This is a genomic window from Streptomyces sp. NPDC111628, from assembly GCF_055635195.1.
Genome location: NZ_JBVKBZ010000003.1, coordinates 515359 through 541248, shown reverse-complemented (window position 1 = coordinate 541248; position 25890 = coordinate 515359). Strand labels below are relative to the sequence as shown.

The window sequence follows — 25890 nt, the reverse complement described above, 5'->3', positions numbered from 1 at the left end:
ACAGGGAGCGCGTCCTCAGATGGTCGGAAGGGAAGACTGGGCATGTTTGAAGCCGAGAACATTCGTGACTGGCGTGGCCTCGACGTCGTGGACTACGACGGCCGCAAGATCGGGACCCTGGAGTCCATCTACTTCGACACCCTCACCGACCGGCCCGCGTTCGCGACGGTCACGATCGGTCTGCCGACCCGCCGGCGACTCGTCTTCGTGCCGGTCGACAAGGCCACCGTCGGACCGTCCTACCTGAAGGTCACCTACGACAAGTCCCTGGTCAAGGACGCACCCGGCATCGACCCGGACGGTGAGCTGGCCGCCGAGGACGAGGGCGCGGTCTTCGCCCACTACCACCTGCCCCACGAGCCGGGCAGCCGCGGCGAACGCCGCCTCGGCCGCCGCTGAACCCGTGGGCGGTGCTCGGGCCGCGCGGCCCGAGCACCGCCACCGCCCGGCCCGGGCACCGCCGGCGCAGGCCCGGGCGGCCCGGCTACGCGACTTCCGCGCCGCGTGCCGCCGCCTCGGTCTCGGACCTCGCGCTGCCCGTCGCGAGGGTGCCGCCGGCGCTCTCCAGATGCGCCCGTACGAACCACTGGAACTGCTCCAGGTCCCTGAGCTGCCCGATCAGGAGATCCTCCGTGGCCGTGTCGATCTTGCCGGCCTCCTCGACCGCCGCGCGCATGCCCTCGACCACGCCGGTGTACACGACGTCGAGCGCGCCGAGGTGGGCGATGGCGTCGGCCCGTCCGATGGAGTAGTCGTCCCACTTCCGTTCGTTCACCAGCGCACCGGGCGTGCCCTGGGCCACCCCGCCGAGGGCGGCGATGCGCTCCGCGACGTCGTCGGCCATGTCGCGCACCTGGTCGACCTGGGGGTCGATCATCTCGTGGACCGCGATGAAGTGCGGACCCACGACGTTCCAGTGCACGTGCTTGAGGGTCAGGTGCAGGTCGTTGAGGGCGTGCAGGCGCAGCCGCAGCACACCGATCAGCCGTCCGGCGGCCTCGCGCTCGATGCCGGGGACCGTGTACTTCGGGGTCAGGTCGTGCGTCATGGCGGACCTCAGCTCCTCATGCGTTTCGTACGTCATTGCTCGTGCACGAATGCCCCGAATCGGCTCCGGCAGACATGAGCGGGCGGGGCCGGGATCAGGACGGCGGGGCCGGCAGCGGCATCGCGTCGAGCGCGCGCGCCGCGTGCACCAGGTTCGACGCCATGGCCCGGCCGGTGGAGACCGACCAGTCGTGGCCCCGCTCGTCGTCGAGGAAGTCGGGACCGGGTCCCGGCCCGAGATGCCAGTAGGTCCAGGCCTGGCCGGGAATCGTGTAGCCGATGTCCGCGAGCCCGCCGCCGATCTCGCTGATGACGTGGTGGGCACCGTCCTCGTTCCCGGTGACCAGGACACCGGCGACGCGGTTGTAGGCGACCGGGCGGCCCTCGTCGTCGGTCTCGCTGAGCATGGCGTCCATGCGTTCCAGGACCCGCTGGGCGACGGAGGAGGGGCGGCCGAGCCAGGTCGGCGACGCGACGACCAGGATCTGCGAGGCCAGCAGCTTCTCGTGCACCCCCGGCCAGTCGTCCCCGTCGCCCATGTCGGTCTCGACCCCCGGTTTCAGGTTCAGGTCGACGGCCCGTACGACGTCCACCTCCGCCCCGTGGCCCTTGAGCGCCGCGATGACCGTGGCGGCCAGCGCCTCGGTGTTCGACGGCTGGGGGGAGGGTTTGAGAGTGCAGTTGATCACGAGTGCGCGCATGCCTACCCGTGTTCCCCGGCAGGCCTGACGCTATCGTCGGCCGTATGGCTGACGAGTGCTTCCGGCATCCGCGGCTCGCCGCGCTCTACGACGTGTTCGACACCGACCGCGGCGACCTCGTCCCGTATCTGCGCATGGCCGACGAGTTCGGCGCACGGAGCGTGCTGGACATCGGCTGCGGAACCGGGGTGTTCGCTCTGCTGCTGGCCGACCGCGGCCTCGAGGTCGTCGGCGTCGACCCCGCAGGGGCCAGTCTCGAGGTGGCGCGCGGCCGCGGGGGCGCCGACCGGGTGCGCTGGATCGAGGGCGACGCCACCGCGCTTCCCGCGCTGCGCGTCGACCTCGCGACCATGACGGCGAACGTCGCCCAGGCGATCACCGACGGGCCCGCCTGGCAGGGGACGCTGCGCGGCGCGTACGAGGCCCTGCGACCCGGCGGGCACCTGGTGTTCGAGACCCGGGACCCGGCCCGGCGCGCCTGGCAGGAGTGGACCCGCGAGCACACGCACCAGGTCGCGGAGGTCCCCGGTACGGGCACCGTCGAGAGCTGGTGCCGACTGCTGGACGTGAGCGGCCCGCTGGTCACCTTCCGGTGGACCTACGTCTTCGGCGCGGACGGCGCGGTGCTGACCTCCGACTCGACCCTGCGCTTCCGGGAGCGGGACGAGGTCGCGGCCGACCTGGCCGAACAGGGGTACGTGGTACGGGAGGTGCGCGGGGCCCCCGACCGCGCGGGGCGGGAGTTCGTCTTCGTCGCGCGGCGTCCGGAGACGGAGAGGCCCTGACGTCGCCCGACCGGGAAGACCTCCCGAAACCGGCAGCCGACGCCGCCCGTTCACTGCCCGGCCGCCCCCGTGACGCGGCACCCTCCGGGCGTCCATCCTCACCGCATGGCCCGATTCCAGCACACCGTGACCCTCGCCCCCGTGCCCCGTCGCTGGTTCGAGTCGTGCGTCGCCACACTGCACGACCTGGCGGAGGGCACGGACGTCGAGGGAGGGCGACTGACGCTGCCCGACGGACGTCCGCTGCCCGGCCTGGTGCTGACGGAGGGGCGGCATCTGGGGCCGGGCGCGCGGTACCGGCCCGTGAACGAGGAGGACGGGGAACCGGACGCGGACCAGTGCCTCACCGTCCTCGCCCGGGACCGCCGCGGGGAGACGGCGCTGGAGGTCGTCACCCTCGACACCTTCGACGACGACCCGGCCCACCGCGCGCGACTGGTCTGTGCCCTCGGGCTCACGAGCGTCGAACGGCCGGCGAAGGCGTGGCTGTCGGCGACGCTGCACTCGGACGGCGGCAAACGGGCGAAGTACCTGGGCGGCACCGGGCGCCTGCGCCTCGACCTCGGTCGGTGGTGGCAGGCGACGAGCCACGGCCGGCACCCCTCCCGCGCCCCCCTGAGCGGGACCCTGACGCACGCGCTCGTCCGCGTCTCGGTGACCGTCGTTCCGCGCCCCGCCCCGGACGGACGCTGGCGGGTGACCGTGCGGGCACGGGTCAGGGGCCGCTCCTTCGCCCGCCCGCTGCTGCCCCTCGCCGCGGCGCTGCTGGGGCGCCGCGCCCGGCGGGCCGGTGCCGATGCCCTGGAGCGCGCCGCGGCGGCGTGGAACGCGAAGGTCCCCGCACTGGTCCGCATGGACGGCGAGCGACTGAGCGCCGAATTCGCCGACGCGCTGCTCGGTCCCTGAACCGGCGCCGGGTCTTCGCCCGCGCGGCAGCGCGCGGAGGGCGCACATGAGAATCGAGTGAGCCCTGTACGCGCCCCCTTCGCGGTACGGACAATCCCAGTGACCGTGATCACCCGGCGGAAGACGCGGTGTCGTCCGGCCGCCGACTCCCGGGAAGCAGGTCGATCGACATGCTCTTGCGTCAGCCCACGACCGTGACCGAAGCGCAGGAGTGCATGGCGCAGGGCGCGGTGCCCATCGGCGGGGCCACGCTCGTGTGGGCCACCTGGCAACGCGACGGCTTCCCGGAACTGGCGATGTCGCTGCGCGGACTGCCGGAGGCGACCGCCGTCGAACCCGAGTCGCTGGGCGCGGCCGTGGTGCTGCACCGCATAGACGACCGGGTGCCCGAGGTACTGCGCCGGGCGGCGGGATCGGTCGGCACCGGAGCCGTACGCCGGACGGCGACGGTCGGCGGCAACCTCGTCGGCAGCAGCCTGCGCTGCCTGCTGCCCGCGGCCCTCGTGCTGGACGCCCGCGCCACCGTGCTGGGCCCGGACCGCCCCTACGAGACCGATCTGGCCGAGGTGATGGCGAAGCGTCACCTGCTGCTCGGTCTGCGCTGGCGCACACCGCTGGCCAGCGGCTACCGCAAGGAGCCCGCCGAAGCCGGCGGCCCGCCGCCCCTGGTGGTCGCCACCGCCGTGCACGCCGACGGCGAGGGCGGGCTCCGGCTGCGCGTCGCCGTGCGCGACGGCTACGACGTGCTCGGCGGGACCACCGGGTGCGGCACGGACGCCGAGGAGGCCTTCGACGCCCTGGCGCGGACGGACGTCGGCGCGCTGCCCGCCGGGGCCCGGGACGTGGTGCGCGAGCAGGTCGCCGGCATCCTGGGCCCCCTCGCCGACCGCTGAACCGGCGGTCGGCGCTCCCTCCGTCCACGTCAGCCGTTGGCCAGGGCCTTGACCCGGTCCAGCGCGCCGTTGAACTTGTCGTGGTCCCCGACGGTCGGCCCGGACGAGGTGTACTGCCACATCGTGTGGAAGTCCCAGCCGGCCGGGAGCGTGCCCGCGGTCGAGGCGTACCGGGCGATCCACAGCGGGTTGCTCGCGCCGAAACCGCTGTAGTTCCCGGTGCACTGCGTCCACCAGTTGGTGGAGGTGTAGACGGCGGCGTGGCGGCCGGTGCGCTGCTTGTACCGGTCCAGGAAGGCCCGGATCCAGCTGACCATCTGACTGTGCGTCCGTCCGTAGCAGGTGGCCCCGTACGGGTTGTACTCGATGTCGAGGACACCCGGCAGCGTCTTGCCGTCCTTGGACCAGGCGCCGCCGTGATCGACGAAGTAGTCGGCCTGGGCGGCGCCGCCCGCGGTGTCCGGGGTCGCGAAGTGGTACGCGCCGCGGATCATCCCGGCGTCGTACGAACCGCCGTACTGCTGGGCGAAGTACGGGTTCCGGTAGGAGGTCCCTTCGGTGGCCTTCACATAGGCCCACTTCACGCCGCTCTTCCAGAGGGTCGACCAGGCGACGTTGCCCTGGTGGCTGGAGACGTCCACCCCCTCGGTCTGGGCGACGCGGGTGCCGACGGGGCGGCCCTGGACCCCTTCGTGGGCGAGAACGCCGGTGCCCATGTGGGCGGTGCCACGAGCGGGCGGCGTCCTGGTGTCGTCGGCGGAGGCCGTGGCCGGGACGGCGGCCAGGGTCAGGAGAAGTGACTGGGCGGCGAGGATGACGCCTGAGGTGAGCAGGCGTGAGTGGCGTTGAGCCACGGCTATGGGTCTGCGCATGGCACCCATCCGAACCGCAGTCGGGCCCCACCGCATCCCACAGTCGCCCAGACGGTGTTGCCGGTGGTCTCGGACCGATGCCTCAGACCGATGCCCCGGAGACGGGCACGGCCTGTCCGGTGACCCGGGTGCGCGGGTCGCGCGGATCCACCTCGATCAGCAGCTCGCTGGTCCGGCCCATGTCCTCGCCCTGGCGGACCGCGATCGTGGCCGGGCCGGTGACCAGGCCCAGTTCGCGGAGGTACCCGCCGAACGCCGCGGCCGCCGCACCCGTCGCCGGGTCCTCCACGACGCCGCCGACGGGGAACGGGTTGCGGGCGTGGTAACGCTCGGCCGACTCGCGCCAGACCAGGTCCACCGTCGTCCAGCCGTGGCGCCGCATGACCTCGGCGAGCGCGTCGAAGTCGTAGTCGAGGTCGGCCAGCCGGGCCCGGGACGCCGCGGCGAGCACCAGGTGGTCGTTGCCACCGAACGCCACGTGGGCGGGCAGGGCGGGATCAAGGTCGGCGGGCGTCCAGCCGAGCGCCCCGAGCGCTGCGTCGCGTTCGGCGGGCAGCGCCGGGCGCGAACGCGTCGGCACGCTGATGAGGGTGGCCCGCACCGCTCCGGTCCCGTCGACCGCGGTGGACACCGGGATCTCACCTGCGGGCGTGTCCAGGACGACCTCGCCGGGGCCCAGCCGCTCGGCGAGGGCGACGGCCAGCGCCACCGTCGCGTGCCCGCAGAACGCCACCTCGGCCAGCGGACTGAAGTAGCGGACCCGGAACCGCCGTCGCTCGGCGTCGCCGCCGGTGACGAACGCGGTCTCGGAGTAGCCCACCTCGGCGGCGATCGCGAGCATCTCCGTGTCGTCCAGGCGGGACGCGTCGAGGACCACCCCGGCCGGGTTGCCGCCCGCCGGGTCGTGGGTGAAGGCCGAGTAGCGCAGGATCTCCGTCGTCATGGCGGACACGCTGCCAGCCGTCGGCCGATCGTGTCCAACGATCGTTTGCGATCTCCTCCATCGGGGAACCGCATACCCTGGCTCGGTGGACACCCGACTGCTGACGACCTTCACCGTGCTCGCCCGCACCGGCGGCTTCACCGCCGCCGCGGCGGAACTGCATGTGGCCCAGTCCACCGTCACCGTGCACATCCGCACCCTGGAGCGGGACCTCGGCGTGCGGCTCTTCGACCGCCTGCCCACCGGAGCGCTGCTCACCGACGCAGGCCGCCGCCTCCTGGAACGGGCCGAGGAGGTGCTCGACGCCGTGGCGCGGCTGCGGGCCGGGAGCGCGGAGACCGGCGCCGTGTCGGGGCGGGTGGTGATCGGCAGCCCGGAGTCCCTGTGCGCCAGCCGCCTGCCGGGACTGGTCGCCGCGCTGCGCACGAGCCACCCCGAGGTGGACGTCCACCTGTACGCGGCCGGGACCCGGGAGTGCGTCGAGGGGCTGCGGTCGGGACGCCTCGACCTCGCCCTGCTGCTGGAGGAGGAGGCGGAGTTCCCCGACGTGACGTCGGAGCCGGTCGGCCGCGAGCCGCTAGCCCTCCTCGCCGCCCCCGGACACCCCCTGGCCGCCCGGGAGCGGGCGGCGAGCTGGCCGGAACTCGCCCAGGAGAGCTTCTTCCTGCTGGAGGAGGGCTGCTCCTACAGCGACGCGCTGGCCCGGCGGCTGCTCGGGATGCCGGACGCCAGGCCCCGGCTGACCAGGTTCGGCAGCGTCGACGCGGCGCGCAACTGCGTCGCGGCCGGGCTGGGACTGACGCTGCTGCCGCTCACCACGGTGACGGAGGAACTCCGCCGCGGGCGCCTGGTGCGGCTCGAGGGACCCGATTTCCCCGCCGCGCCGGTACGGCTCGCCCGGCACCGCAGGCGCTGGACGGCACCCGCCGCCCAGGAGGTCGCCCGGGCGCTCGTCCGCCGTCTGGGCGACTGACCGCCGCACACCCGGCGCCAGCCCCGAGCGTCCGCCCGGAACACCTGCCCCAGGCAGAACGCCTGTACCACATCGATGAGTTCGATTGGCGAGATGTCGGGAAAGTTCGCTCCTCGGTGGGGTCTGCGGCGGGTCCGGCATGCGCGGTCAACCCGGTGACTAGCATGAGCCGCAAGCCCGCCGGAGTGATCACCACTCGCCGGTGGCCCGGCTCCGGCCCGCGGTCGACCCAGGTCGACCGGCCTTTTCCCCGCTCTCAAGCACCCGAGGGACCGCGGAATGTCAGTGTCTGCACCCCCCACCCCGCCCCGGACGCAGAAACCTCACCGCTCCACCCCAGCCGTCCCCCTGCTCGTGCTGCCGGCCGCCGCCGCTGCCGCCGGTGCCGCCTGGGCGGCCGCTCCCGAGACCGCCCGGAGCTGGACCGCGACCCTCGCCGTGACGTCCTGGCTGTGCGTCGCCGTCTCCGTCGTCCTCGGCTCCCACCTGGTCGGACGGGCGCGCCGGACCGCCGCGGCCCGGCGGACGGAGATCAGCGCCCTCAAGGCCCAGCTCGCGCAGGAGAACGCCGGGCTGGTGCACCTGGTCAACGTCGCGTTACCGGGTATCGCGCAGCAAGTGCGCGACGGCACCGGAGCGGACGAGGCCGTCGCCAACACCGCTCCCTCCTCCGGGCCGCACCTGCGCCAGGTCGTCCGGAGCTTCGCCGTCCTGGTGGAGGACGCGGTGCGGCACGCCGCGGACGCCGAGTCCCGGCGGCAGCAGGCGCTGGGGGAAACGCGCCGGGGCATCGCCGAGCTGGAACAGCTGACCAACAGCACCTTGCCCGCCGCCGTGGGGAAACTGCGGGACGGCACCTCGGCGGAGATCGTCCTCGCCGAACTGGACTGGCCACGCGGAGCGCAGGCCCGCGCCTGCGCCGAGCTGTTCGTCCGGGAACTGGCCCACAGCGAGCGGCGTACCGCCGCCGCGCAGGCCGCCTCCGCCAAGTCCCTCAGCCGTGTCCAGGCCAAGGCCGTCGGCATGCTCGCCGACCTGAGGGACATGCAGGATCGTCACGGCGAGGAGGTCCTCGGCGATCTGCTGCGCCTGGACCACAGCACCTCGCAGCTCGGCCTCATCACCGACCGGCTGGCCCTCCTGATGGGCGGGCGCTCCAGCCGGGCCTGGAACAGACCCATCGTGATGGAGAGCATCCTGCGCGGCGCCGTCGGCCGGATCGCCGCCTATCAGCGGGTGCGGATGCACTGCTCCACCGACGCCGCGATCTCCGGCTACGCGGCCGAGGGCGTCATGCACCTGCTGGCCGAACTCATGGACAACGCCGCCAACTTCTCGCCGCCCATCGACGAGGTCCACGTCTACGTGGAGGAACGTACCGCCGGAATCGTCGTCACCATCGAGGACAGCGGGCTGAAGATGGCCGACGCCGCCATGCGCCACGCCGAACAGGCGGTGTCGGGGCGGACGAACGACCTGGCCTCCCTGCAGGGCACCCGCCTCGGCCTCGCCGTGGTGGGACGGCTGGCCGCCAAGTACGGCGTCGGCGTGAGCTACCGGCCCTCGTCGCGCGGCGGCACCGGCGTCGTCGTCCTGGTGCCGCCCCAACTGCTGGCCCAGCAACGGGACCCCGGGCCCGCCCTGACCGGCCGCACCTTCGGCGGCGGCGCCTCCACCGTCCCCGGTCCCGCCCCGGCCGCCGAGGCCCCGGCGTACCCGCGGCGGGTGCCGGACGTCCGGCCGGCCGAGCGGACCGTCCTGCCCGAACAGGCGGTACGCCCCGGCCCCGCTGCCGCCACGCCGGGCGGCCTGCCGATGCGCGCCCCGGGCCGCACGATGGCCGAGGCGGAGGCCGAGCGCGAACGCCGCGACCACCACCGGCCGCCCGTCGACCCGGCGGCGTCGGCCTCCCGCGACGCCGGGGCCAGCTTCGGCGCCTTCCACCGGGGGCGCCGGTCCGGGGCGGCCGGCGGCGCGTCGGAGTCCGAACCGCCCGCCCCGGGATAGGAGGCGGGCAGGAGCGCGCCCCCATCGCATCGCCCCCGCATCGCATCGCACCGGCAGCACGCCCCCGGCGCGCACCGGTGACCCTCGCCCCACCGCTCGTGTCGCTCGTGAGATTGGAGGAACGGGCCGGTGACCGCAGCACCACGAACCACCGTCCCCGCACCCATCATGCAGACCACCGACAACAGCCTCACCTGGCTCCTGCAGAACCTCCTGGACCGCACCCCCGGTACCCGCCACGCCCTCGTCCTCTCCCGCGACGGCCTCAGGCTCTGCTGGACCGAACACCTCACCCTGGACCGGGCCGACCAGCTCGCCGCGATCTGCTCGGGCATCCAGGCCCTCGCCCAGGGCGCCTCCGTCGAGTTCGGCAACGGCACCGGCGGCGTGCGGCACTCCATGACCGAGTTCCACGGCGGGCTGCTGTTCATCGTGGAGGCGGGCGAGGGCGCGCACCTGGCCGTCGTCGCGGTGGAGGACGCCGATCCCGGCGTGGTCGGCCACCAGATGACCGAGCTGGTCGAGCAGATCGGTGAGCACCTGAGGGCCGAGCCGCGCCACGCCGTCCCCGGGGGCAGCTCGTCGTGACGCGCAGGCCCGTGGACACCGGCGCACCCGACCGGCTCTACACGGTCACGGGCGGGCGCAGCCGTGCCGACGACTCCTTCGACCTCGTCACCCTGGTCGTCGCCGAGTGCGGGCCGTCGGCCGGCATGCAGTCGGAACACATCCGCATCCTCGACCTGTGCCGGCACCCCACGGCCGTGGTGGAACTCGCCGCCGAACTGGCCCTGCCGATCACGGTGGTGCGCATCCTGCTCGGCGACCTGCTCGCCACCGGGAGCATCACCGCACGCCACCCGCGCCTCGGGCAGACCGCAGCGTCCCAGCCCGATACCGCCCTTCTCCAGGAGGTGCTCCATGGGCTCCGCAACCTCTGACCCGACCGCCTCCGGCTCCACCACGACCTCCGGCCGCAAGCCCCTGACCGACGCCGCGGAGACCGGACTGAAGATCGTCGTCGTGGGCGGCTTCGGAGTCGGCAAGACCACCCTCGTCCGCTCCGTCAGCGAGATCCGGCCGCTCAACACCGAAGAGGTCATGACCCAGGCCGGAGTCGGTGTCGACGAGACCGGCGGGGTCACGTCGAAGACCACCACCACCGTGGCCTTCGACTTCGGCCGGATCAGCCTCAACGACCGCATGGTGCTGTACCTGTTCGGCGCCCCCGGCCAGGAACGCTTCTGGTTCCTGTGGGACCGGCTGTTCTCCGGCACCCTCGGCGCGGTCGTCCTGGTCGACACCCGGCGGATGAACGACTCCTGGTACGCGATAGACCGGCTGGAACACCACCGCACCCCGTTCGTGGTGGCCGTCAACCGCTTCGACGACGACACCGCCCGGCACTCCCTGGACGAGATCCGGCTGGCCCTCGCGCTGCCGGACCACGTCCCGCTGATCGACTGCGACGCGCGGGTGCGGACCTCGGGCAAGCACGTGCTGGTCACCCTCGTGGACCACCTCTACCAACTGGCCCTGGCCCAGGAGAGCGCATCGTGACCGACATCGACCCGTCACCCCACCCCGTCGCCGCACCGGGCTGCCCCGCGCACCCGGACGCCGTGCCGCTCGCCGGACTGGAGTACCAGCAGACGCCGTCGGAGCTGTACCGAGGCCTGCGGGCGGAACACGGCGCCGTCGCGCCCGTGCTCCTGGACGGTGGCATCCCCGCCTGGCTGGTCCTCGGCTACCCCGAGGTCAGCTATGTGACCAGTCACGACGAGCTGTTCGCCCGGGACTCGCGCCGCTGGAACCAGTGGGGCAGCATCCCGCCCGACTGGCCGCTGCTGCCCTACGTCGGCCACCAGCCGTCCGTCCTGTTCACCGAGGGCGAGGAGCACCGGCGGCGGGCCGGCGTCATCACCCAGGCACTGGCGGGCATCGACCAGTTCGAACTGGCCCGGGACTGCAGGCAGCTCGCCGACCGGCTCATCGCCGCCTTCGCCGGAAGCGGCCGGGCCGAGCTGATGAGCGGCTACGCGCACCCCCTGCCGATGATCACCGCCGTCCGCATGTGCGGGATGCCGCACACCGGCGCCGAGACCCGGCAGCTCGTCGAGGACCTGCGCATCTCCCTGGACGCCGCCGAGGGGGACGACCCCGTCGCCGCCTACACGCGCGTGGGGGAGCGCATCCACCAACTGGTCCGCCACAAGCGCGAGCGCCCCGGCCCCGACGTCACCTCCCGCATGCTCACCCACCCGGCGGGACTGACCGACGAGGAGATCGTCCAGGACCTCATCTCCGTCATCGCCGCCGCCCAGCAGCCCACCGCCAACTGGATCGGCAACACACTGCGCCTGCTGCTCACCGACGAACGCTTCGCCCTGAACGTCTCCGGCGGCCGCCTCAGCGTGGGGGAGGCCCTCAACGAGGTGCTGTGGCTGGACACTCCCACGCAGAACTTCATCGGACGCTGGGCCGTCAACGACACCCAGCTGGGCGGCCGGCACATCCGGGCCGGTGACTGCCTCGTGCTCGGCTTCGCCGCGGCCAACACCGATCCGCAGCTGTGGCCAGAGGCCCACGTCGGCGCCGAGAACTCCGCGCACCTGTCCTTCAGCAACGGCGAACACCGGTGCCCGTACCCGGCACCCCTGCTCGCCGACGTCGTCGCCCGCACCGCGGTCGAGACCCTGCTGGAGCGCCTTCCCGACCTCGTACTCGCGGTCGACCCCGAGGAGTTGACCTGGCGTCCGTCCATCTGGATGCGCGGCCTGACCGCCCTGCCCGTGCTCTTCACACCCGTCGTGGTCTGAGAACGGCGCGTGACACCTCAGGCCACGGGTGTGAAGCGGACCGGCAGCGACTGCGGGCCCCGGGTGAACACGCCCCGCTCCACCACCTCGAAGCCGTCCTCCGTCCGCAGGCCGGGCAGCGCGTCCAGGAGCTGTCCGACTCCGGTCTCGACCTCGGCCTTCGCCAGCAGGGCACCGACGCAGAAGTGCCGGCCGAGCGCGAAGGCGAGGTGGTCGGCGGCGGCCGAGAAGGCGGTCGTCGTGGTCAGGTCGTCGCGCATGATGTCGAAGCGGTCCGGGTCGCGGTATCGGCTCTCGTCCCGGTTGGCCGCTCCTATCAGGCAGGTGACGGTGGCACCGGCTGGTATCGTGCCGCCGCTGAGCACGACGTCGGTCGCCGTCTGACGCATGATCATGTGGACCGGCGGGGTGTAGCGCAGCGTCTCGGCGAAGGCACGCGGGATCAGGCTCCGGTCCTCGCGCACGGCCGCCAACTGCTCCGGATGCGCCAGCAGGTTGGCGAAGATGCCGGCGATCGCCTTGTCGGTCGTCTCGCCGCCCGCCGCGAGCAGCAGGCTGCAGAACGCCTTGATGTCCTCGTCGCTCATCCGGACCCCGTCCACCTCCGCGGCGCACAGCGTGGACAGCAGGTCGTCGCCCGGGTTCTCGCGGCGCTCCCGGATGACCGGGAACATGTACTCGGCGAACTCCGTCCGGGTGCGCGCACCGGCCGCCGCGACCTCCTGGTCGCCGGAGAGATTGCCGAGGAAGGCGATGACCGACGTGTACCAGCCGTGGAAGCGGTCGTGGTCGGCCTTGTCCAGGCCCAGCATGTCCGCGATGACGTTGACGGGGAACCGGGTCGCGTAGTCGGCGACCAGGTCGGCGCGCCCGGTGTGCCGGAACGCGTCGATCAGCTCAAGGGAGTTGCGCTCGATGACCGGCAGGAACCGCTCCTGGAGGTCGGCCCCGCGGAAGGCCGGGGCGACCAGGGCGCGCCGGACCGCGTGCTCCCGGCCGCTCAGCTGGAGGATCGTCCGGCCGTGCACGGGCTCGATCTGCCAGTCGTAGTTCTCCGTCGTGAACTGACCGGCCCGGTCCTTGAAGACGCGTTCCACGTCCTCGTAGCGCGAGACGATCCAGCTCTGGGTGGCCTCGTGCCGGATGAGGGGAGCGCTGTCCCGCATCGTCCGGTAGGCCGGGTACGGGTTCGCCGCGAACTCGGGGGAGAGGATGTCGGGGACCTGCTGCGCGGTGGACATGAGGCTCCTCGGTCGGCAACGGCATGGCTGCACCAGGCTATTGACGAGGCGTCGGCTCCGACAGACCGCGCGGCGGGGCGGTTGCCGCCGGGTCAGGCCTCGCCGTCCACCGAGGCGCGCAGCCGCGCGCCGGCCATCCGCATGTGCTCGGCCATCGCCCGGTCCGCGGCCTCCGGATCACGGGCCCGGATGGCCTGGAGCACCGCGTCGTGCTCGCACAGCGTGCCGCTGACCGTGCCCTCGATGTCGCTGACGCGCTCCATCCAGACCTGGAGCAGCGCCCGGATGCTGTGCAGGATGTCGCTGAGCACGGTGTTGCGGGCGATGCGGGCCGTCTCCAGGTGGAAGGCGATGTCGGCGTCGATGAACGCCGCGACGTCCCCGCCCGCGTCGCGCATGTGCTGGAGGTGTTCCTCCAGCCTGGCCACGTCCGCGTCGGTGGCCCGCTCCGCCGCCAGCCGGGCCGAGACGCCCTCCATGTGGGTGCGGACCTCGACCAGGTCCTGCGTGCGCCGCTGGCCCAGCATCAGGCCCCAGTTGATCGCCCGGGGCAGGAACTCCGAGGTGCCCTCGCGTACGTAGGACCCCGAGCCGGGGCGGATCTCGATGATCCCGAGCACGTCCAGGGCCGACAGCGCGCCGCGCACGCTGGACCGCGCCACGCCCAGGGCCTCGGCCAGCTGCCGCTCGGCGGGCAGCCGGGTGCCGGGCCGGATGTCACCGGCCGAGAGGTGGTCGAGGAGCCGCTTGGCGACCTCGCTGACGGACGACTCGCGCACCACGGGGCGCAGCAGCCGTGCGAGGTCGGGCGCGCCGGCGGAGCTGTGCTGATCAGGCTGACTGGTCACGGTCACCAGTCAACCAGATGCCGTGCGCACCCCGCTGACCTGGTAGTTCATGTCCCTCTGGGGCGCGGTTTGTCAAGAGTTGGGCCTGTGGTGGATCTATGACGCTCACCACACTGGTAAATTGGTGACCAATTTGGATCGGAGGCTTAGCGTGAAGGCGAACCGGTCGGCCGCCCCCGTGGCGGCCCACCCGGAGTGACCCAACCCGGACGGAGCTGTCCGGGCGAGCCGAGGAGTCGCCCATGGGTGCCCAAGCGCCATCCGCGGCAGTCGAGAGAACTGCCATCAAGAAGGTCTCAGTCCGCCTCGTGCCGTTCGTGGCGCTGATGTTCTTCGTGAACTACCTGGACCGCACGGCCGTCTCGTTCGCCGAACCGAACGGCATGGGACAGGATCTCGCCCTGACCGCCGCCCAGTTCGGCTTCGCGTCCGGGATCTTCTTCCTCGGCTACATCGTGCTCGAGGTCCCCAGCAACATGGCCCTCCACCGCTTCGGGGCCCGCCGCTGGCTGGCCAGGATCATGGTGACCTGGGGCATCGTCTCCCTCCTGTTCACCTGGGTCAGCAGCAGCGGCCAGCTCTACACGCTGCGCTTCCTGCTCGGCGTCGCCGAGGCCGGGTTCTTCCCCGGCGCGATCCTCTTCCTCAGCCAGTGGGTGCCCTCCCGCCACCGCACCAAGATCCTCGGCCTGTTCTACCTCGCCCAGCCGCTGACCACCGTCTTCGGTGCCCCGCTGGCGGGCTGGCTGATCGGCCGGCACGGGCTCTTCGGCCTGGAGGGCTGGCGGGTGATGTTCCTGTTCGTCTCGCTGCCCGCGATCGTCCTGGGCGTCATCGCCTGGTTCTACCTGATCGACAAGCCCGCCGACGCCAAGTGGCTCACCCCCGCCGAGCGCGACTGGCTGACCACGGAACTCGCCGCCGAGAACGCCCAGAAGACCGGCCACGAGGGCACGCACGCCAAGGGCGACCTCAAGAAGGCCTTCGGCAGCGGACGGGTCTGGACCCTCGCCGCCGTCTACTTCGGCTTCGTCTACGGCCTGTACGCCCTCGCCTTCTTCCTGCCGACGATCATCAACGGCTTCCAGGACCAGTACGACACCACGTTCAGCGTCATGGACAAGGCCTGGATCACCGCCATCCCGTACCTGCCCGCCGCGATCGTCCTCTTCTTCTGGACCCGGCACGCCACCCGCCACGGCACCCGCACCTGGCACGTGGCAGGCCCGGCCGTCGTCGGCGGCGTGTCCATCCCCCTCGCCCTCTACATGGGTTCCCCGGCCGCCACCGTCGCCGTGATCACCGTGACCGCCTGCGCCATCTTCGCCGCGCTGCCGGTCTTCTGGTCGGTGCCCTCCCGCTTCCTGACCGGAGCCGCCGCCGCGGCCGGCATCGCCCTGATCAACACCGCGGGCAACGTCGCCGGATTCGCCTCCAGCTACATCACCGGCTGGCTCAAGGACTGGAGCGGCGCCTACTACGTACCGCTCTACCTCGTCGGCTTCTTCATGCTGCTGTCCGCCGCGCTGATGATCATGCTCGCCGCCCGCAACGGCACCGACGAGCCCGCCACCGCCCCCGAACCCCAGGCCGAGGAGGCCCTGCGATGACCCGCCTGTTCAACGACCCGGCCGCCTTCGCCGACGAGGCGCTGGAGGGCTTCACCGCCGCGTACCGGCGCTGGGTCCGGCCGGTCACCGGCGGCGTCGTCCGGGCCACCGCCACCCCGGCCGGCCAGGTCGCCGTGGTGATCGGCGGCGGCTCCGGCCACTACCCGGCCTTCTCCGGCCTGGTCGGCCGCGGTCTGGCACACGGCGCGGCCGTCGGGAACGTCTTCGCCTCGCCCTCCGCCCGGCAGATCCACTCCGTGGCGACGGCCGCGCACGCGGGTGGGGGAGTCCTGCTGATGTACGGCAACTACGCCGGTGACGTCCTGCACTTCGGACAGGCCGCCGAGCGACTGGCCGCCGACGGCATCGAGACCCGCACGTTCGCCGTCGCCGACGACATCTCCAGCGCGGGCCCCGACGAATCCGCCAAGCGCCGCGGCATAGCCGGTGACCTGCCCGTCTTCAAGGCGGCGGCCGCCGCGGCCGAGCAGGGCCTGCCCCTCGCGGAGGTCCTGCGCGTCGCCGAACGGGCGGGCGCCCGCACCCGGTCCTTCGGTATCGCCTTCTCCGGCTGCACCCTGCCCGGCGCCGACCACCCCCTGTTCACCGTCCCCGAGGCCCGGATGGCCGTCGGCCTCGGCATCCACGGCGAGCCAGGCATCGGCGAGGAGGCCCTGCCCACCGCCGACGAGGCGGCCCGGCTGCTGGTCGACACCCTGCTGAAGGAGCTCCCCGAGGACGTCGCCGACCCGGCGGGACAGCGCGCCGCGGTGATCCTCAACGGCCTCGGCTCGGTCAAGTACGAGGAGCTGTTCGTCGTCTACCGCGAGGTCGCGGCCCGCCTCGGCGACGCCGGTGTGGAGATCGTCGATCCCGAGGTCGGCGAACTGGTCACCAGCTTCGACATGGCCGGCATCTCGCTGACCCTGACCTGGCTGGACGACCGGCTGGAGGAGCTGTGGCGGGCCCCGGCCGACACGCCCGCCTACCGCAAGGGCGCCCTCGACGCTCCGGAGCCGGACCAGGACCGGACACCCGTGACCGCGATGGCCGAGGACACCGCCGTACCCGCCGCCACCGCCCTGCCCGCCGCCTCGGACGCCTCGCGCCGGGCCGCCGCCACCGTCCTGGCCGCGCTGGAGGCGGTGGCCCGGGTCGTAGACGCCCACGCCGACGAACTCGGCCGCATCGACGCCGTGGCCGGTGACGGCGACCACGGCATCGGCATGCGGCGCGGCTCCACCGCCGCCCACCGGGCCGCCGCCGACGCCCATGGGCTCGGTGCGGGCGCCGGAACCGTCCTCACCCGTGCCGCCGACGACTGGGCCGACAAGGCGGGCGGCACCTCCGGCGCCCTGTGGGGCACGATCCTGCGCTCCCTGGGCACGGCTGTCGGCGACCGGGACGCCCCGGACGCGGCCCGCGTCGCCGAAGGGGTCACGGAGGCTTCCGCCGCCGTACGCAGGCTGGGCGGCGCCGAGGTCGGCGACAAGACCATGGTCGACGTCCTGGTCCCCTTCGCCGACGCGCTGGCCGCCGCCACGGCTGGGGGCCTGCCCCTCACCGAGGCCTGGGACCGCGCCGCCACCACCGCCACCGCGGCCGCCGCCGGGACCGCCGACCTGCTGCCCCGCCGGGGCCGGGCCCGCCCGCACGCCGAGAAGTCACTCGGCACCCCCGACGCGGGCGCCCACTCCCTCGCCCTGATCACCCGCGCCGTCCACGGCGCACTGCTCGACCACCACTGAGGAAAGCCGCCATGACCGACAAGCTCCGCATCGTCGTCGGCTCCGACGACGCCGGCCACCAGTACAAGGAAGCCCTCAAGCAGGACCTGCGCGGCAGCGCCCTGGTCGCCGAGGTCACCGACGTCGGCGTCGACGCCGACGGGCACACCGCCTATCCGAAGGTGGCCATCGCCGCCGCCGAGATGGTCGCCCGGGGCGAGGCCGACCGCGCCCTGCTGGTGTGCGGCACCGGCCTCGGCGTCGCCATCGCCGCCAACAAGGTCAGGGGCATCCGGGCCGTCACCGCCCACGACTCCTTCTCCGTCGAGCGGGCGATCCTCTCCAACAACGCCCAGGTCCTCACCTTCGGCCAGCGCGTCGTCGGCCTCGAACTCGCCCGCCGCCTCGCCGCCGAGTGGCTCACCTACCGCTTCGATGAGAGCTCGGCGTCGGCCGCCAAGGTCCAGCTGATGAGCGACTACGAGACCGCCGACGACACCGGTGCGGCGAGCGGCAGCGCGGCCGACGGCGGGGCGGCCGCCTGATGCCCGCGCCCGCACCGTCCCCCGTGCTGCTGGGGGTGAGCCTGAAGATGTACTTCGGCCACCACCAGACGCTCAACTGGTCCCGCCGGATCGCGGCCCTGGCCGAGCGGCACCCCGCCGTCACCTCCGGCGCCGCCCGCCTCTTCGTCCTGCCCACCTTCCCGGCCCTGGTCCCCACCACCGGCATCCTCGCCCCCTACGGCGTGGCGCTGGGCGCCCAGGACATCGCCACCGAGGACAGCGGCCCGTACACCGGCGAGGTCGGCGGCCCCGTCCTCAAGGAGATCGGCTGCCGCTACGCCGAGGTCGGCCACGCCGAGCGGCGCCGCCTGTACGGCGAGGGCGACACCGTCGTCGCCGCCAAGACCGCCGCCGCCCTGCGCAACGGCCTCACCCCCGTCCTGTGCGTCGGCGAACGCGACGCGGCCGACCCGGCCGACGCCGCCTCCCGCACGGTCGCCGAGGCCGAGCGGCTGCTCGGCGGCCTGGAGGGCGCGGTCGTCCTGGCCTACGAGCCGCAGTGGGCCATCGGCGCCCCCGAGCCCGCCTCCGCCGACCACATCGCCACCGTCTGCACCGCCCTGCGCGGCTGGCTCGACTCCCACCCCCGGCACGCCGGTTCCACCGTCATCTACGGCGGCAGCGCGGGCCCCGGCCTGCTGACCCGCCTGGCCGGCACCGCCGAGGGCCTGTTCCTCGGCCGCTTCGCCCACGACCCGGCGAACGTCGAGGCGATCCTCGACGAGATCCGCTCCCCGGCCCCGGCGGCGGTGGCGTGATGGCGTACGGCATCAGCACCTACGCCTACTTCTGGCGCATCTCGGCCCGCGCCCCCGAGCCGATGGGCCTGCCGGAGATGCTCCGCGACACGGCGGAGCTGGGCGGTGAGGTCTTCCAGATCTGCGACCACGCGCCGGTCGAGACCTACGACCGCGCGCGGCTCGCCGACCTTCGCGACACCGCCGCCGACCTCGGCCTGACCCTCGAACTCGGCACCCGCGGCATCCGCCCCGACCACCTGCTCACGTACCTCGACCTGGCGGGCGAGCTGGGCGTGACCCTGGTCCGCTCCATGCTCAACACGGCCGACCACCGCCCCGGCACCACGGAGGCGGTGACCCTCCTGAAGGAGGTCGTACCCCGCTACGCCGACGCGGGCGTCACCCTCGGCCTGGAGACCTACGAGCAGGTCGCCACCGACGACCTCGTGAGCGTCGTACGCGCCGTCGACGACCCGCACCTCGGCATCGTCCTCGACCCCGGCAACAGCGTCGCCCGGCTGGAACGCCCCGCCGACGTCGTGGCCGCCACCGCGCCGTACGTGGTCAACATCCACGTCAAGGACTTCGCCTTCACCCGCCGCGACGGCTGGGTCGGCTTCACCTACGCCGGCTGCCCGCTCGGCGAGGGCCTCCTGGACTACGACGCCATGACCGCCGCGGTGGGCGACGCCCGACCGGGGGACCGCGGCATCAACCAGATCGTGGAGCACTGGCTCCCGTGGCAGGACGAGGGCTACGAGGCCACCGCCCGGCTCGAACACCAGTGGACGCAGCACAGCATCAACACCCTCCTGAGGAGCAAGTAATGGCCACCGAGATCCAGACCCGCGCCGACGTCACGACCGTCGCCGTCATCGGGGCCGCCGGCAAGATGGGCCAGCGTGTCTCCAACAACCTGGTCGACAGCGACTTCCGGGTGCTCTTCAGCGAGGCCTCGCCCAAGGGGCAGGAGCTGATCCGCGACCTCGGCCGCGAACTGACCGAGTCCGCCGCCGCCGCGGCCGAGGCCGACGTCGTCATCCTCGCCGTGCCGGACGTGGTCCTCGGCAAGGTCTCCGGGGAACTCGTGCCGCTGATGAAGCCGGGCACCGTCGTCCTCACCCTCGACCCGGCCGCCGCCTACGCCGGACTGCTCTTCGCCCGCGAGGACATCCACTACGCCTGCGCCCACCCCTGCCACCCCTCGGTGTTCCTGGAGCGCACCACCAAGGAGGAGTGGCAGGACACCTTCGGCGGCATCGCCGCCCCGCAGGAGGTCGTCGCCGCCTACGAGGGCGGGGACGCGGCCAAGCAGGAACTCGCCGACTCCGTCATCCGCGTTATGTACGCCCCGGTCGTCGACGTCCACTGGGTCACCGTCAAGCAGCTCGCCGTCCTTGAGCCGACCCTGGTGGAGACCATCGCCTGCATGGTCGGCGCCCTGCTCACCGAGGCCCTGCACGAGACCGTCCACACCGTCGGCGTCCCCGAGAAGGCGGCCCGCGCGATGCTGCTCGGCCACACCCAGGTCGCCCTCGCCAACACGCTGAAGGGCTCCAATCCCTTCTCGGACGCCTGCCTGATCGCCATGGACTACGGCCGTGAGTCCATCGTGCGCGAGGACTGGAAGAAGGTCTTCGACGACGAGGAGCTGGACAAGGTCATCACGCGCATGCTGAAGATCAAGGAGATCAAGCGCTGACCCCCTCCTGACATGGGGGCCAGAGGGCGACGCCGGAGACCCGCACGGGCCTCCGGCGTCGTCGCGTGCGCTCAGGAGCGGGTGTCGAACTCCGCCCGCACGCCGAGCAGTTCGGACAGCTCCGAGCCCACCGCCAGCTCCCGCGGGGGCGTACCCCGCCGGAACAGCCGGGCGTCGCGCTCGCCGCCGAGCACGGCCCGCTCGCCCTCCACCCGCAGCCAGGAGCCCTCCCGCAGGCCCAGCACGGGCACGTCGTTCTCCTCCAGGAACTCCGTGAGCCGCTGTTCGCGGGTCTCGCCCTTGTGCGTCGAGCCGGGGTCGGGGTCCAGGTAGTGCGGGTTGATCTGGAACGGGACCAGACCCAGCGTCTCGAAGGACGGCGGCTCGACGATCGGCATGTCGTTGGTGGTGCGCAGCGAGGGCGCCGCCATGTTGGTCCCGGCGCTGGCCCCCATGTACGGCAGCCCGCCGCGCACGGCCTTGCTCAGCGCCTCCCGCAGCCCCGTCCGGTACAGGGCGGAGAGCAGCCGGAAGGAGTTGCCGCCGCCCACGAACACCGCGTCCGCCTCGTCGAGCCGGGCGAGCGGGTCACCGCCCTCGTGCACGCCCCGCACGTCGATCCCGGCGTCGGCGAGCGCGCCCCGGACCCGGGCGGTGTAGGTGTCGTGGTCGGCCAGCGCGTACGGGACGAAGGCGAGCCGGGCACCGGCGGGCAGGAAGCCGGTCACGGTGTCGAGGGCGTGTTCCAGGTAGCCGCGGCCGTGCTGGGTGGAGTTGGACAGGAGCAGGAGCTTCACGGGGTCTTCCTCGTCGACGGGGGTGGATCGGTGGTGCGTCAGGACGTACGGGGGGCGCGCGGGCGCCGCTGGTGCTGGGGCGGGTGGGTCAGGCGCTGCTCCAGCAGCCGGGCGGCGCGGCGCAGCACCTCGAGCCGGTCCTCGGGCCCCTCGGGGAAACGCTCCTTGGCGGCGCCGAGGCTGAGGCTGCCGTAGGGCTCCGAGCCGAGGAACACCGGCATGGCGACCGTGCCGATGCCGGCGTCGTACTCGCCGACCGTCCACGCGTAGCCCTGCGCGCGGACGGTGCGGAACTCGCGCTCCAGCTGGTCCGGGTCGGTGACCGTGCGCTCGGTGAAGCGCGCCATCGGACGCCCGCGGAAGAGCCGGTGGCGCTGCTCGTCGGGCAGGAAGGCGTAGAACGACTTGCTGGTGGCGCCCGCGTGCGCCGGGTACAGCTCGCCGACCAGCGGGTAGTAGCGCAGCGGCCCCTCCTCGCCCTCGACGGCCGCGACACAGCGCATGTGGAAGCTGTCGGGCAGGCAGAAGAGCACCGTGTCACCGGTCGCCGCCCGCAGTTCCTGGAGGACCGGTTCCGCGAGCAGCTCCAGGGAGCCGGACCGCTCCCACAGGCGGCCCAGGCGCAGTGCGGCCGGGCCGATCCTGTAGCGGCGGGTCGCGGGGTCGGAGACCAGGAAACCGCGGCCCGCGAGGGTGGACAGCAGCCGCTGGGCGACCGAGGTGTCCCAGCCGAACTCCGCGGCGATCTCGGTGACGCCCCAGTCCGGGCGGCTGCGCTCGAACGCCAGCAGTACCAGCAGGGCACGGTCGACGGTCTGCAGCGCCCCGGCCGGCGTCCTGCGGTCCACGGGCTCGACGGGGCGGCCGGCCATGACGGCTCCTCTCGGTCACATCCCGCCGTCGCATCTCACCATGCAGACTTGTATTGCAGATAGCGGGAAACAGTTGCGGACAACGCTAGTCCATCCCGAACCTGCTGTGAGCACCGCCCCCGGTGCGGATCAGGAGAACTGCCCATGTTGAAGTACGTCCTGGACCTCGTGGATCTGCTCGACGATCCCGACGTCGACGGCAAGCGCGTCGCCGCCCACCTCGACGCGGTGGCGGGCCCCGAGGGCTCCGGCGCCGAGGTCACCACCGTCACCGGCGAGCGCGGCTCGACGGACTTCGTGCTCGTACGGATACCGGGCCGGGCGGGCCGTACCCGGGGCGGTTCCGCGCGGACACTCGGCGTGGTGGGGCGGCTCGGCGGCGTCGGTGCGCGTCCGGAGGCGGTCGGCCTGGTCTCCGACGCGGACGGCGCGGTCGCGGCGCTCGCCACCGCCGCCAAGCTGCTCGACATGCGGCGCCGGGGCGACGTGCTCGACGGCGATGTGATCGTCGCCACGCACATCTGCCCGAACGCCCCGACCGCGCCGCACGACCCGGTGCCCTTCATGGACTCGCCCGTCGACATCGCGACCATGAACCGGCACGAGGTCACCGGCGAGATGGAGGCCGTGCTCTCCGTCGACACCACCAAGGGCAACCGGATCATCAACCACAAGGGCCTCGCCCTGTCGCCCACCGTCAAGGAGGGCTGGGTGCTCAAGGTGAGCGAGCGGCTCGGTGAGCTGCTCGCCGTGGTGACCGGTGAGCCCTTGGTCACGTACCCCGTGACCACCCAGGACATCACCCCGTACGGTAACGGTGTACACCACATCAATTCGATCCTGCAGCCCGCCACGGCGACGGCCGCCCCGGTGGTCGGACTCGCGATCACCTCCGCTGCGGCGGTGCCCGGCTGCCAGACGGGCGCCAGCCACGAGACCGACATCGCGGCCGCCGCCCGGTTCGCCGTCGAGACCGCGAAGGCCTACGGCGGCGGACAGCTCGACTTCCACGACGACCAGGAGTTCGACGCCCTCGTGTCCCGCTACGGCTCGCTGACCCGGCTGCAGACCCTCGGCCGCGAACCCGGGGGGTCGTGATCATGACCACGCACAAGAACCCCGCCGGCGGAGCCGCCGCCGCGGAAGCGGCCACGGGAGCCGTGGGCAGCGACGACTACGCCCTCTCCCGCGTCCCGCGCGACAAGCGCCTCGGCTTCTGGACGATGCTGCTGCAGTGGCTCGCCCAGTCCGGCTCCATCTCGCAGTTCACCCTCGGCGCCACCATCGGCGTCGGCATGACCTTCGGCGACGCCTTCCTCGCGTTCACCCTCGGCGCGGTGATCCTCGAGGTCGTGATCTTCGCGATCGGCCTCGCGGGCATGCGCGAGGGGCTCGCCACCCCGCTGCTCACCCGCTGGGCGGGCTTCGGCCGCAACGGCTCCGCGCTGGTCAGTCTGGTCATCTCGGTCAGCCTCGTCGGCTGGTTCGGCGTCCAGAACACGATCTTCGGCGACAGCGTGTCCGCGCTCGTCGGCGGTCCCTCCTGGCTGTGGTGCACGGCCGCCGGTGTCGCCATCACCGTGCTGGTCATCTTCGGCTTCAAGTACATGGCCGTCTTCGCGAAGATCGTCACCCCGCTGTTCTTCGCCATGGTCGCCTGGTCGGTCACCGACGCGCTCAGCGACCACTCCTTCTCCGAGCTGATCCACTCCCCGCCGCCCGGCGAGACCATCCCGCTCGCCGTCGCCGCGACCGCCATCGCGGGCGGCTTCATGACCGGCGCGATCGTCTCCCCGGAGATGACCCGGTACAACCGCAAGGGCAGCCACGTCTTCCTGCAGAGCGCGTCGTCGATGATCCTCTCCGAGTACATCGTCGGCCTGACCGGCGTCCTGCTCGGCCACATGGTCGGCAGCGGACAGGTCTCCCAGATCGTGCTCTCCACCTCCGGCGTCTTCGGCGTGCTCGTCGTCCTGATGTCCACCGCGAAGATCAACGACTGGAACCTGTACGGCTCCTCGCTCGGCGTCGTCAACTTCTTCCAGGTCGTCTTCGGCAAGCGCGTGCACCGGGGCGCGGTCACCATCGTCCTCGGCATCGCGGGCACCCTGCTCTCCGCCGTCGGCATCATGACCCACTTCACCGACTTCCTGTCCGTGCTGGGCGTCGCCATCCCGCCGGTGGGCGGCATCATCGTCGCCGAGTACTGGGTGGTGCGCCGCATGCGGGCACCCCTGGACGCCACCCGCGAAGCGGAGACCCTCCCGGCCACCTCGCCGACCTGGGTGCCGATGTCGCTGGTCATCTGGGCCGCCGCGTTCTGCGTCGGCAAGTTCTACGACGGCGGCATCCCCGCCCTGAACTCCCTGCTGACCGCCTTCGTCCTCTACTGCGTCCTCGGCCTCGCCGGCTGGATCAGGACGTACGGCACCACGGCCCTGGACGACACCACCGAACCCACCCCGGCCGCCACCGGCACGGCCACCGTAGGAGCACCGTGAGCACCACCGCACCCGCAATCGTCCCGGCCTCCGAGGAGGCGCAGCGGGAGGTCGTCGACCTGTGCGCGGAGCTGATCCGCTTCGACACCTCCAACCCCACCAGCGACGAGCGGGCCTGCGCGGACTGGGTCGTGGCCCGCCTCGCGGAGGCCGGGATCGCCTCCGAGCTGGTGGAGAGCGCCCCGGGCCGCGCCAACGTCGTCGCCCGCATCCCCGGCGCCGACTCCTCCCGCGGCGCCCTGCTGGTCCACGGCCACCTGGACGTCGTACCGGCCGACGCCGCCGAGTGGCGGGTGCCGCCGTTCTCCGGGGAGATCCGCGACGGCTACCTGTGGGGGCGCGGCGCCATCGACATGAAGGACACCGTGGCCGTCATGCTGGCCACCGCCCGCCACTTCGCCCGCACCGGCACCCGGCCCGCCCGCGAGATCGTCCTCGCCTTCCTCGCCGACGAGGAGGCCGGCGGCAAGTTCGGCGCCCACTGGCTGGTCGAGCACCGGCCCGACCTGTTCGCGGGGGTCACCGAGGCGATCGGCGAGGGCGGCGGCTTCAGCTACGCCCTGGACGACACCCGGCGCCTCTACCCGATCGAGAACGCCCAGCGCGGCATGGCCTGGATGGAACTGACGGCGTCGGGCCGGGCCGGGCACGGCTCCTCCCCGAACGACGAGAACGCCGTCACCGACCTCGCCGAGTCCCTCACCCGCATCGGGCGCCACACCTTCCCCGTCCGGCTGATCGAGCCGGTGCGCGCCCTGCTCGCCGAGGCCGCCCGCCTCCAGGGGGTCGACCTCGACCTCGACGCCGAGGACCTGGACGCCGAACTGGCCAAGCTCGGACACGTGGCCGACTTCATGCAGGTCGTGCTGCGCAACTCGGCCAACCCGACCATGTTCACCGCCGGCTACCAGACCAACGTCATCCCGGGCCGGGCCACCGCCCGCGTCGACGGCCGCTTCCTGCCGGGCCACGAGCAGGAGCTGATCGACACCATCGACGCCCTGTTGCTGCCCTCGGTGTCCCGCGAGTGGGTCAACCACGACATCGCGATGGAGACCGCCTTCGAGGGTCCGCTCGTCGACGCCATGTGCGCCGCCGTGCGCGCCGAGGACCCCGACGGCCACCCCGTGCCGTACTGCAACCCGGGCGGCACCGACGCCAAGGCCTTCACCAAGCTCGACATCCGCTGCTTCGGCTTCAAGGGGCTCAAGCTGCCGCACGACCTCGACTACGGGCGGCTCTTCCACGGCGTCGACGAGCGGGTGCCGCTGGAGGGCCTGCGCTTCGGCGTACGGGTGATGACCCGGCTGTGGCAGGACTGCTGACGCGCCCGGCCGGCG

General features: G+C 72.8%; 27 protein-coding genes. 19 read left to right on the top strand and 8 right to left on the bottom strand.

Features of this window, described 5'->3' with window-relative positions; all coding sequences use genetic code 11:
- Positions 1-42: 42 nt before the first annotated feature.
- Complete coding sequence (locus ACZ7MF_RS17360; RefSeq protein ID WP_003978264.1) at positions 43-399, top strand: PRC-barrel domain-containing protein; 357 nt, start codon at positions 43-45, stop codon at positions 397-399.
- Positions 400-484: 85 nt separating this feature from the next.
- On the opposite strand, the gene ACZ7MF_RS17355 is transcribed toward ACZ7MF_RS17360, so the two are convergent.
- Together ACZ7MF_RS17355 and ACZ7MF_RS17350 are read right to left on the bottom strand one after the other, a co-directional pair.
- Positions 485-1048 carry a Dps family protein gene (locus ACZ7MF_RS17355; RefSeq protein WP_471477653.1) on the bottom strand — a complete coding sequence of 188 codons (564 nt, stop codon included), beginning with the start codon at positions 1046-1048 and terminating at the stop codon, positions 485-487.
- A 94-nt stretch (positions 1049-1142) separates the two neighbouring features.
- A complete protein-coding gene (locus ACZ7MF_RS17350; RefSeq protein ID WP_471477652.1) occupies positions 1143-1748 on the bottom strand; it encodes a flavodoxin family protein in 606 nt (201 codons plus the stop codon).
- Positions 1749-1792: 44 nt separating this feature from the next.
- Between ACZ7MF_RS17350 and ACZ7MF_RS17345 the strand changes: the two genes are divergently transcribed.
- The 3 genes from ACZ7MF_RS17345 to ACZ7MF_RS17335 all read left to right on the top strand — a co-directional run bounded on the left by ACZ7MF_RS17345 (position 1793) and on the right by ACZ7MF_RS17335 (position 4332).
- Positions 1793-2533: a class I SAM-dependent methyltransferase gene (locus ACZ7MF_RS17345; protein ID WP_471477651.1), complete on the top strand. Its 741-nt coding sequence runs from the start codon at positions 1793-1795 to the stop codon at positions 2531-2533.
- Between the two features lie 105 nt (positions 2534-2638).
- Positions 2639-3439, top strand: coding sequence for a hypothetical protein (locus ACZ7MF_RS17340; RefSeq protein ID WP_471477650.1), 801 nt, complete (start codon positions 2639-2641; stop codon positions 3437-3439).
- A 170-nt stretch (positions 3440-3609) separates the two neighbouring features.
- Positions 3610-4332, top strand: coding sequence for an FAD binding domain-containing protein (locus tag ACZ7MF_RS17335; RefSeq protein ID WP_471477649.1), 723 nt, complete (start codon positions 3610-3612; stop codon positions 4330-4332).
- A gap of 29 nt (positions 4333-4361) precedes the next feature.
- Here the strand turns inward: ACZ7MF_RS17335 and ACZ7MF_RS17330 are convergent, their stop codons facing one another.
- Together ACZ7MF_RS17330 and ACZ7MF_RS17325 are read right to left on the bottom strand one after the other, a co-directional pair.
- Positions 4362-5204 (bottom strand): lysozyme, encoded by an 843-nt coding sequence (locus ACZ7MF_RS17330; RefSeq protein ID WP_471477648.1) that lies wholly within the window; start codon positions 5202-5204, stop codon positions 4362-4364.
- An 82-nt stretch (positions 5205-5286) separates the two neighbouring features.
- Positions 5287-6147, bottom strand: a complete 861-nt coding sequence (locus tag ACZ7MF_RS17325) for a PhzF family phenazine biosynthesis isomerase (protein ID WP_471477647.1) — start codon at positions 6145-6147, stop codon at positions 5287-5289.
- A gap of 85 nt (positions 6148-6232) precedes the next feature.
- Between ACZ7MF_RS17325 and ACZ7MF_RS17320 the strand changes: the two genes are divergently transcribed.
- The 6 genes from ACZ7MF_RS17320 (at position 6233) to ACZ7MF_RS17295 (ending at position 11946) form a co-directional block, all read left to right on the top strand.
- Positions 6233-7120 carry a LysR family transcriptional regulator gene (locus ACZ7MF_RS17320; protein WP_471477646.1) on the top strand — a complete coding sequence of 296 codons (888 nt, stop codon included), beginning with the start codon at positions 6233-6235 and terminating at the stop codon, positions 7118-7120.
- 279 nt (positions 7121-7399) lie between these two features.
- Positions 7400-9127, top strand: coding sequence for a sensor histidine kinase (locus tag ACZ7MF_RS17315; RefSeq protein WP_471477645.1), 1728 nt, complete (start codon positions 7400-7402; stop codon positions 9125-9127).
- A gap of 168 nt (positions 9128-9295) precedes the next feature.
- On the top strand, positions 9296-9715 hold the full coding sequence (locus ACZ7MF_RS17310; protein WP_003978274.1) for a roadblock/LC7 domain-containing protein: 420 nt from the start codon (positions 9296-9298) through the stop codon (positions 9713-9715).
- Complete coding sequence (locus ACZ7MF_RS17305) at positions 9712-10068, top strand: DUF742 domain-containing protein (protein ID WP_471477644.1); 357 nt, start codon at positions 9712-9714, stop codon at positions 10066-10068. Before ACZ7MF_RS17310 ends, ACZ7MF_RS17305 begins: the two co-directional genes overlap by 4 nt.
- Positions 10049-10687, top strand: a complete 639-nt coding sequence (locus tag ACZ7MF_RS17300; protein WP_388515521.1) for a GTP-binding protein — start codon at positions 10049-10051, stop codon at positions 10685-10687. Before ACZ7MF_RS17305 ends, ACZ7MF_RS17300 begins: the two co-directional genes overlap by 20 nt.
- A complete protein-coding gene (locus tag ACZ7MF_RS17295) occupies positions 10684-11946 on the top strand; it encodes a cytochrome P450 (protein ID WP_471477643.1) in 1263 nt (420 codons plus the stop codon). Before ACZ7MF_RS17300 ends, ACZ7MF_RS17295 begins: the two co-directional genes overlap by 4 nt.
- 17 nt (positions 11947-11963) lie before the next feature.
- On the opposite strand, the gene ACZ7MF_RS17290 is transcribed toward ACZ7MF_RS17295, so the two are convergent.
- Together ACZ7MF_RS17290 and ACZ7MF_RS17285 are read right to left on the bottom strand one after the other, a co-directional pair.
- Complete coding sequence (locus ACZ7MF_RS17290) at positions 11964-13187, bottom strand: cytochrome P450 (protein WP_471477642.1); 1224 nt, start codon at positions 13185-13187, stop codon at positions 11964-11966.
- Positions 13188-13279: 92 nt separating this feature from the next.
- Positions 13280-14041, bottom strand: coding sequence for a FadR/GntR family transcriptional regulator (locus ACZ7MF_RS17285; RefSeq protein ID WP_471477641.1), 762 nt, complete (start codon positions 14039-14041; stop codon positions 13280-13282).
- 236 nt (positions 14042-14277) lie between these two features.
- Here ACZ7MF_RS17285 and ACZ7MF_RS17280 point away from each other — a divergent pair, with 236 nt between their 5' ends.
- Genes ACZ7MF_RS17280 through ACZ7MF_RS17255 form a run of 6 tightly spaced genes read left to right on the top strand, consistent with a single transcriptional unit; the run spans position 14278 to position 20380 of the window.
- On the top strand, positions 14278-15645 hold the full coding sequence (locus tag ACZ7MF_RS17280) for an MFS transporter (protein WP_471477640.1): 1368 nt from the start codon (positions 14278-14280) through the stop codon (positions 15643-15645).
- On the top strand, positions 15642-17393 hold the full coding sequence (locus ACZ7MF_RS17275) for a dihydroxyacetone kinase family protein (protein WP_471477639.1): 1752 nt from the start codon (positions 15642-15644) through the stop codon (positions 17391-17393). The genes ACZ7MF_RS17280 and ACZ7MF_RS17275 overlap by 4 nt, the downstream gene beginning before the upstream one ends.
- A gap of 11 nt (positions 17394-17404) precedes the next feature.
- Positions 17405-17917 (top strand): ribose-5-phosphate isomerase, encoded by a 513-nt coding sequence (locus ACZ7MF_RS17270; protein WP_393226075.1) that lies wholly within the window; start codon positions 17405-17407, stop codon positions 17915-17917.
- Positions 17917-18696 carry a triose-phosphate isomerase gene (locus tag ACZ7MF_RS17265; protein ID WP_471477638.1) on the top strand — a complete coding sequence of 260 codons (780 nt, stop codon included), beginning with the start codon at positions 17917-17919 and terminating at the stop codon, positions 18694-18696. Before ACZ7MF_RS17270 ends, ACZ7MF_RS17265 begins: the two co-directional genes overlap by 1 nt.
- Entirely contained in the window at positions 18696-19505 is an 810-nt protein-coding gene (locus ACZ7MF_RS17260) for a sugar phosphate isomerase/epimerase family protein (protein WP_471477637.1), read from the top strand. Before ACZ7MF_RS17265 ends, ACZ7MF_RS17260 begins: the two co-directional genes overlap by 1 nt.
- On the top strand, positions 19505-20380 hold the full coding sequence (locus tag ACZ7MF_RS17255; protein WP_471477636.1) for a phosphogluconate dehydrogenase C-terminal domain-containing protein: 876 nt from the start codon (positions 19505-19507) through the stop codon (positions 20378-20380). Before ACZ7MF_RS17260 ends, ACZ7MF_RS17255 begins: the two co-directional genes overlap by 1 nt.
- A 71-nt stretch (positions 20381-20451) precedes the next feature.
- Here the strand turns inward: ACZ7MF_RS17255 and pepE are convergent, their stop codons facing one another.
- Both pepE and ACZ7MF_RS17245 read right to left on the bottom strand, forming a co-directional pair.
- On the bottom strand, positions 20452-21177 hold the full coding sequence (gene pepE, locus ACZ7MF_RS17250) for a dipeptidase PepE (protein ID WP_471477635.1): 726 nt from the start codon (positions 21175-21177) through the stop codon (positions 20452-20454).
- A gap of 38 nt (positions 21178-21215) precedes the next feature.
- The gene (locus ACZ7MF_RS17245; RefSeq protein WP_471477634.1) at positions 21216-22049 is read right to left on the bottom strand and encodes an IclR family transcriptional regulator; all 834 of its coding nucleotides are present in this window, start codon (positions 22047-22049) and stop codon (positions 21216-21218) included.
- A 144-nt stretch (positions 22050-22193) separates the two neighbouring features.
- On the opposite strand from ACZ7MF_RS17245, the gene ACZ7MF_RS17240 reads away from it, so the two are divergent.
- Genes ACZ7MF_RS17240 through ACZ7MF_RS17230 form a run of 3 tightly spaced genes read left to right on the top strand, consistent with a single transcriptional unit; the run spans position 22194 to position 25875 of the window.
- Entirely contained in the window at positions 22194-23147 is a 954-nt protein-coding gene (locus ACZ7MF_RS17240; protein ID WP_471477633.1) for a DUF1177 domain-containing protein, read from the top strand.
- Positions 23148-23149: 2 nt separating this feature from the next.
- Positions 23150-24550, top strand: a complete 1401-nt coding sequence (locus ACZ7MF_RS17235) for a cytosine permease (protein ID WP_471477632.1) — start codon at positions 23150-23152, stop codon at positions 24548-24550.
- Positions 24547-25875: a M20/M25/M40 family metallo-hydrolase gene (locus ACZ7MF_RS17230; protein ID WP_471477631.1), complete on the top strand. Its 1329-nt coding sequence runs from the start codon at positions 24547-24549 to the stop codon at positions 25873-25875. The genes ACZ7MF_RS17235 and ACZ7MF_RS17230 overlap by 4 nt, the downstream gene beginning before the upstream one ends.
- Positions 25876-25890 lie beyond the last annotated feature (15 nt).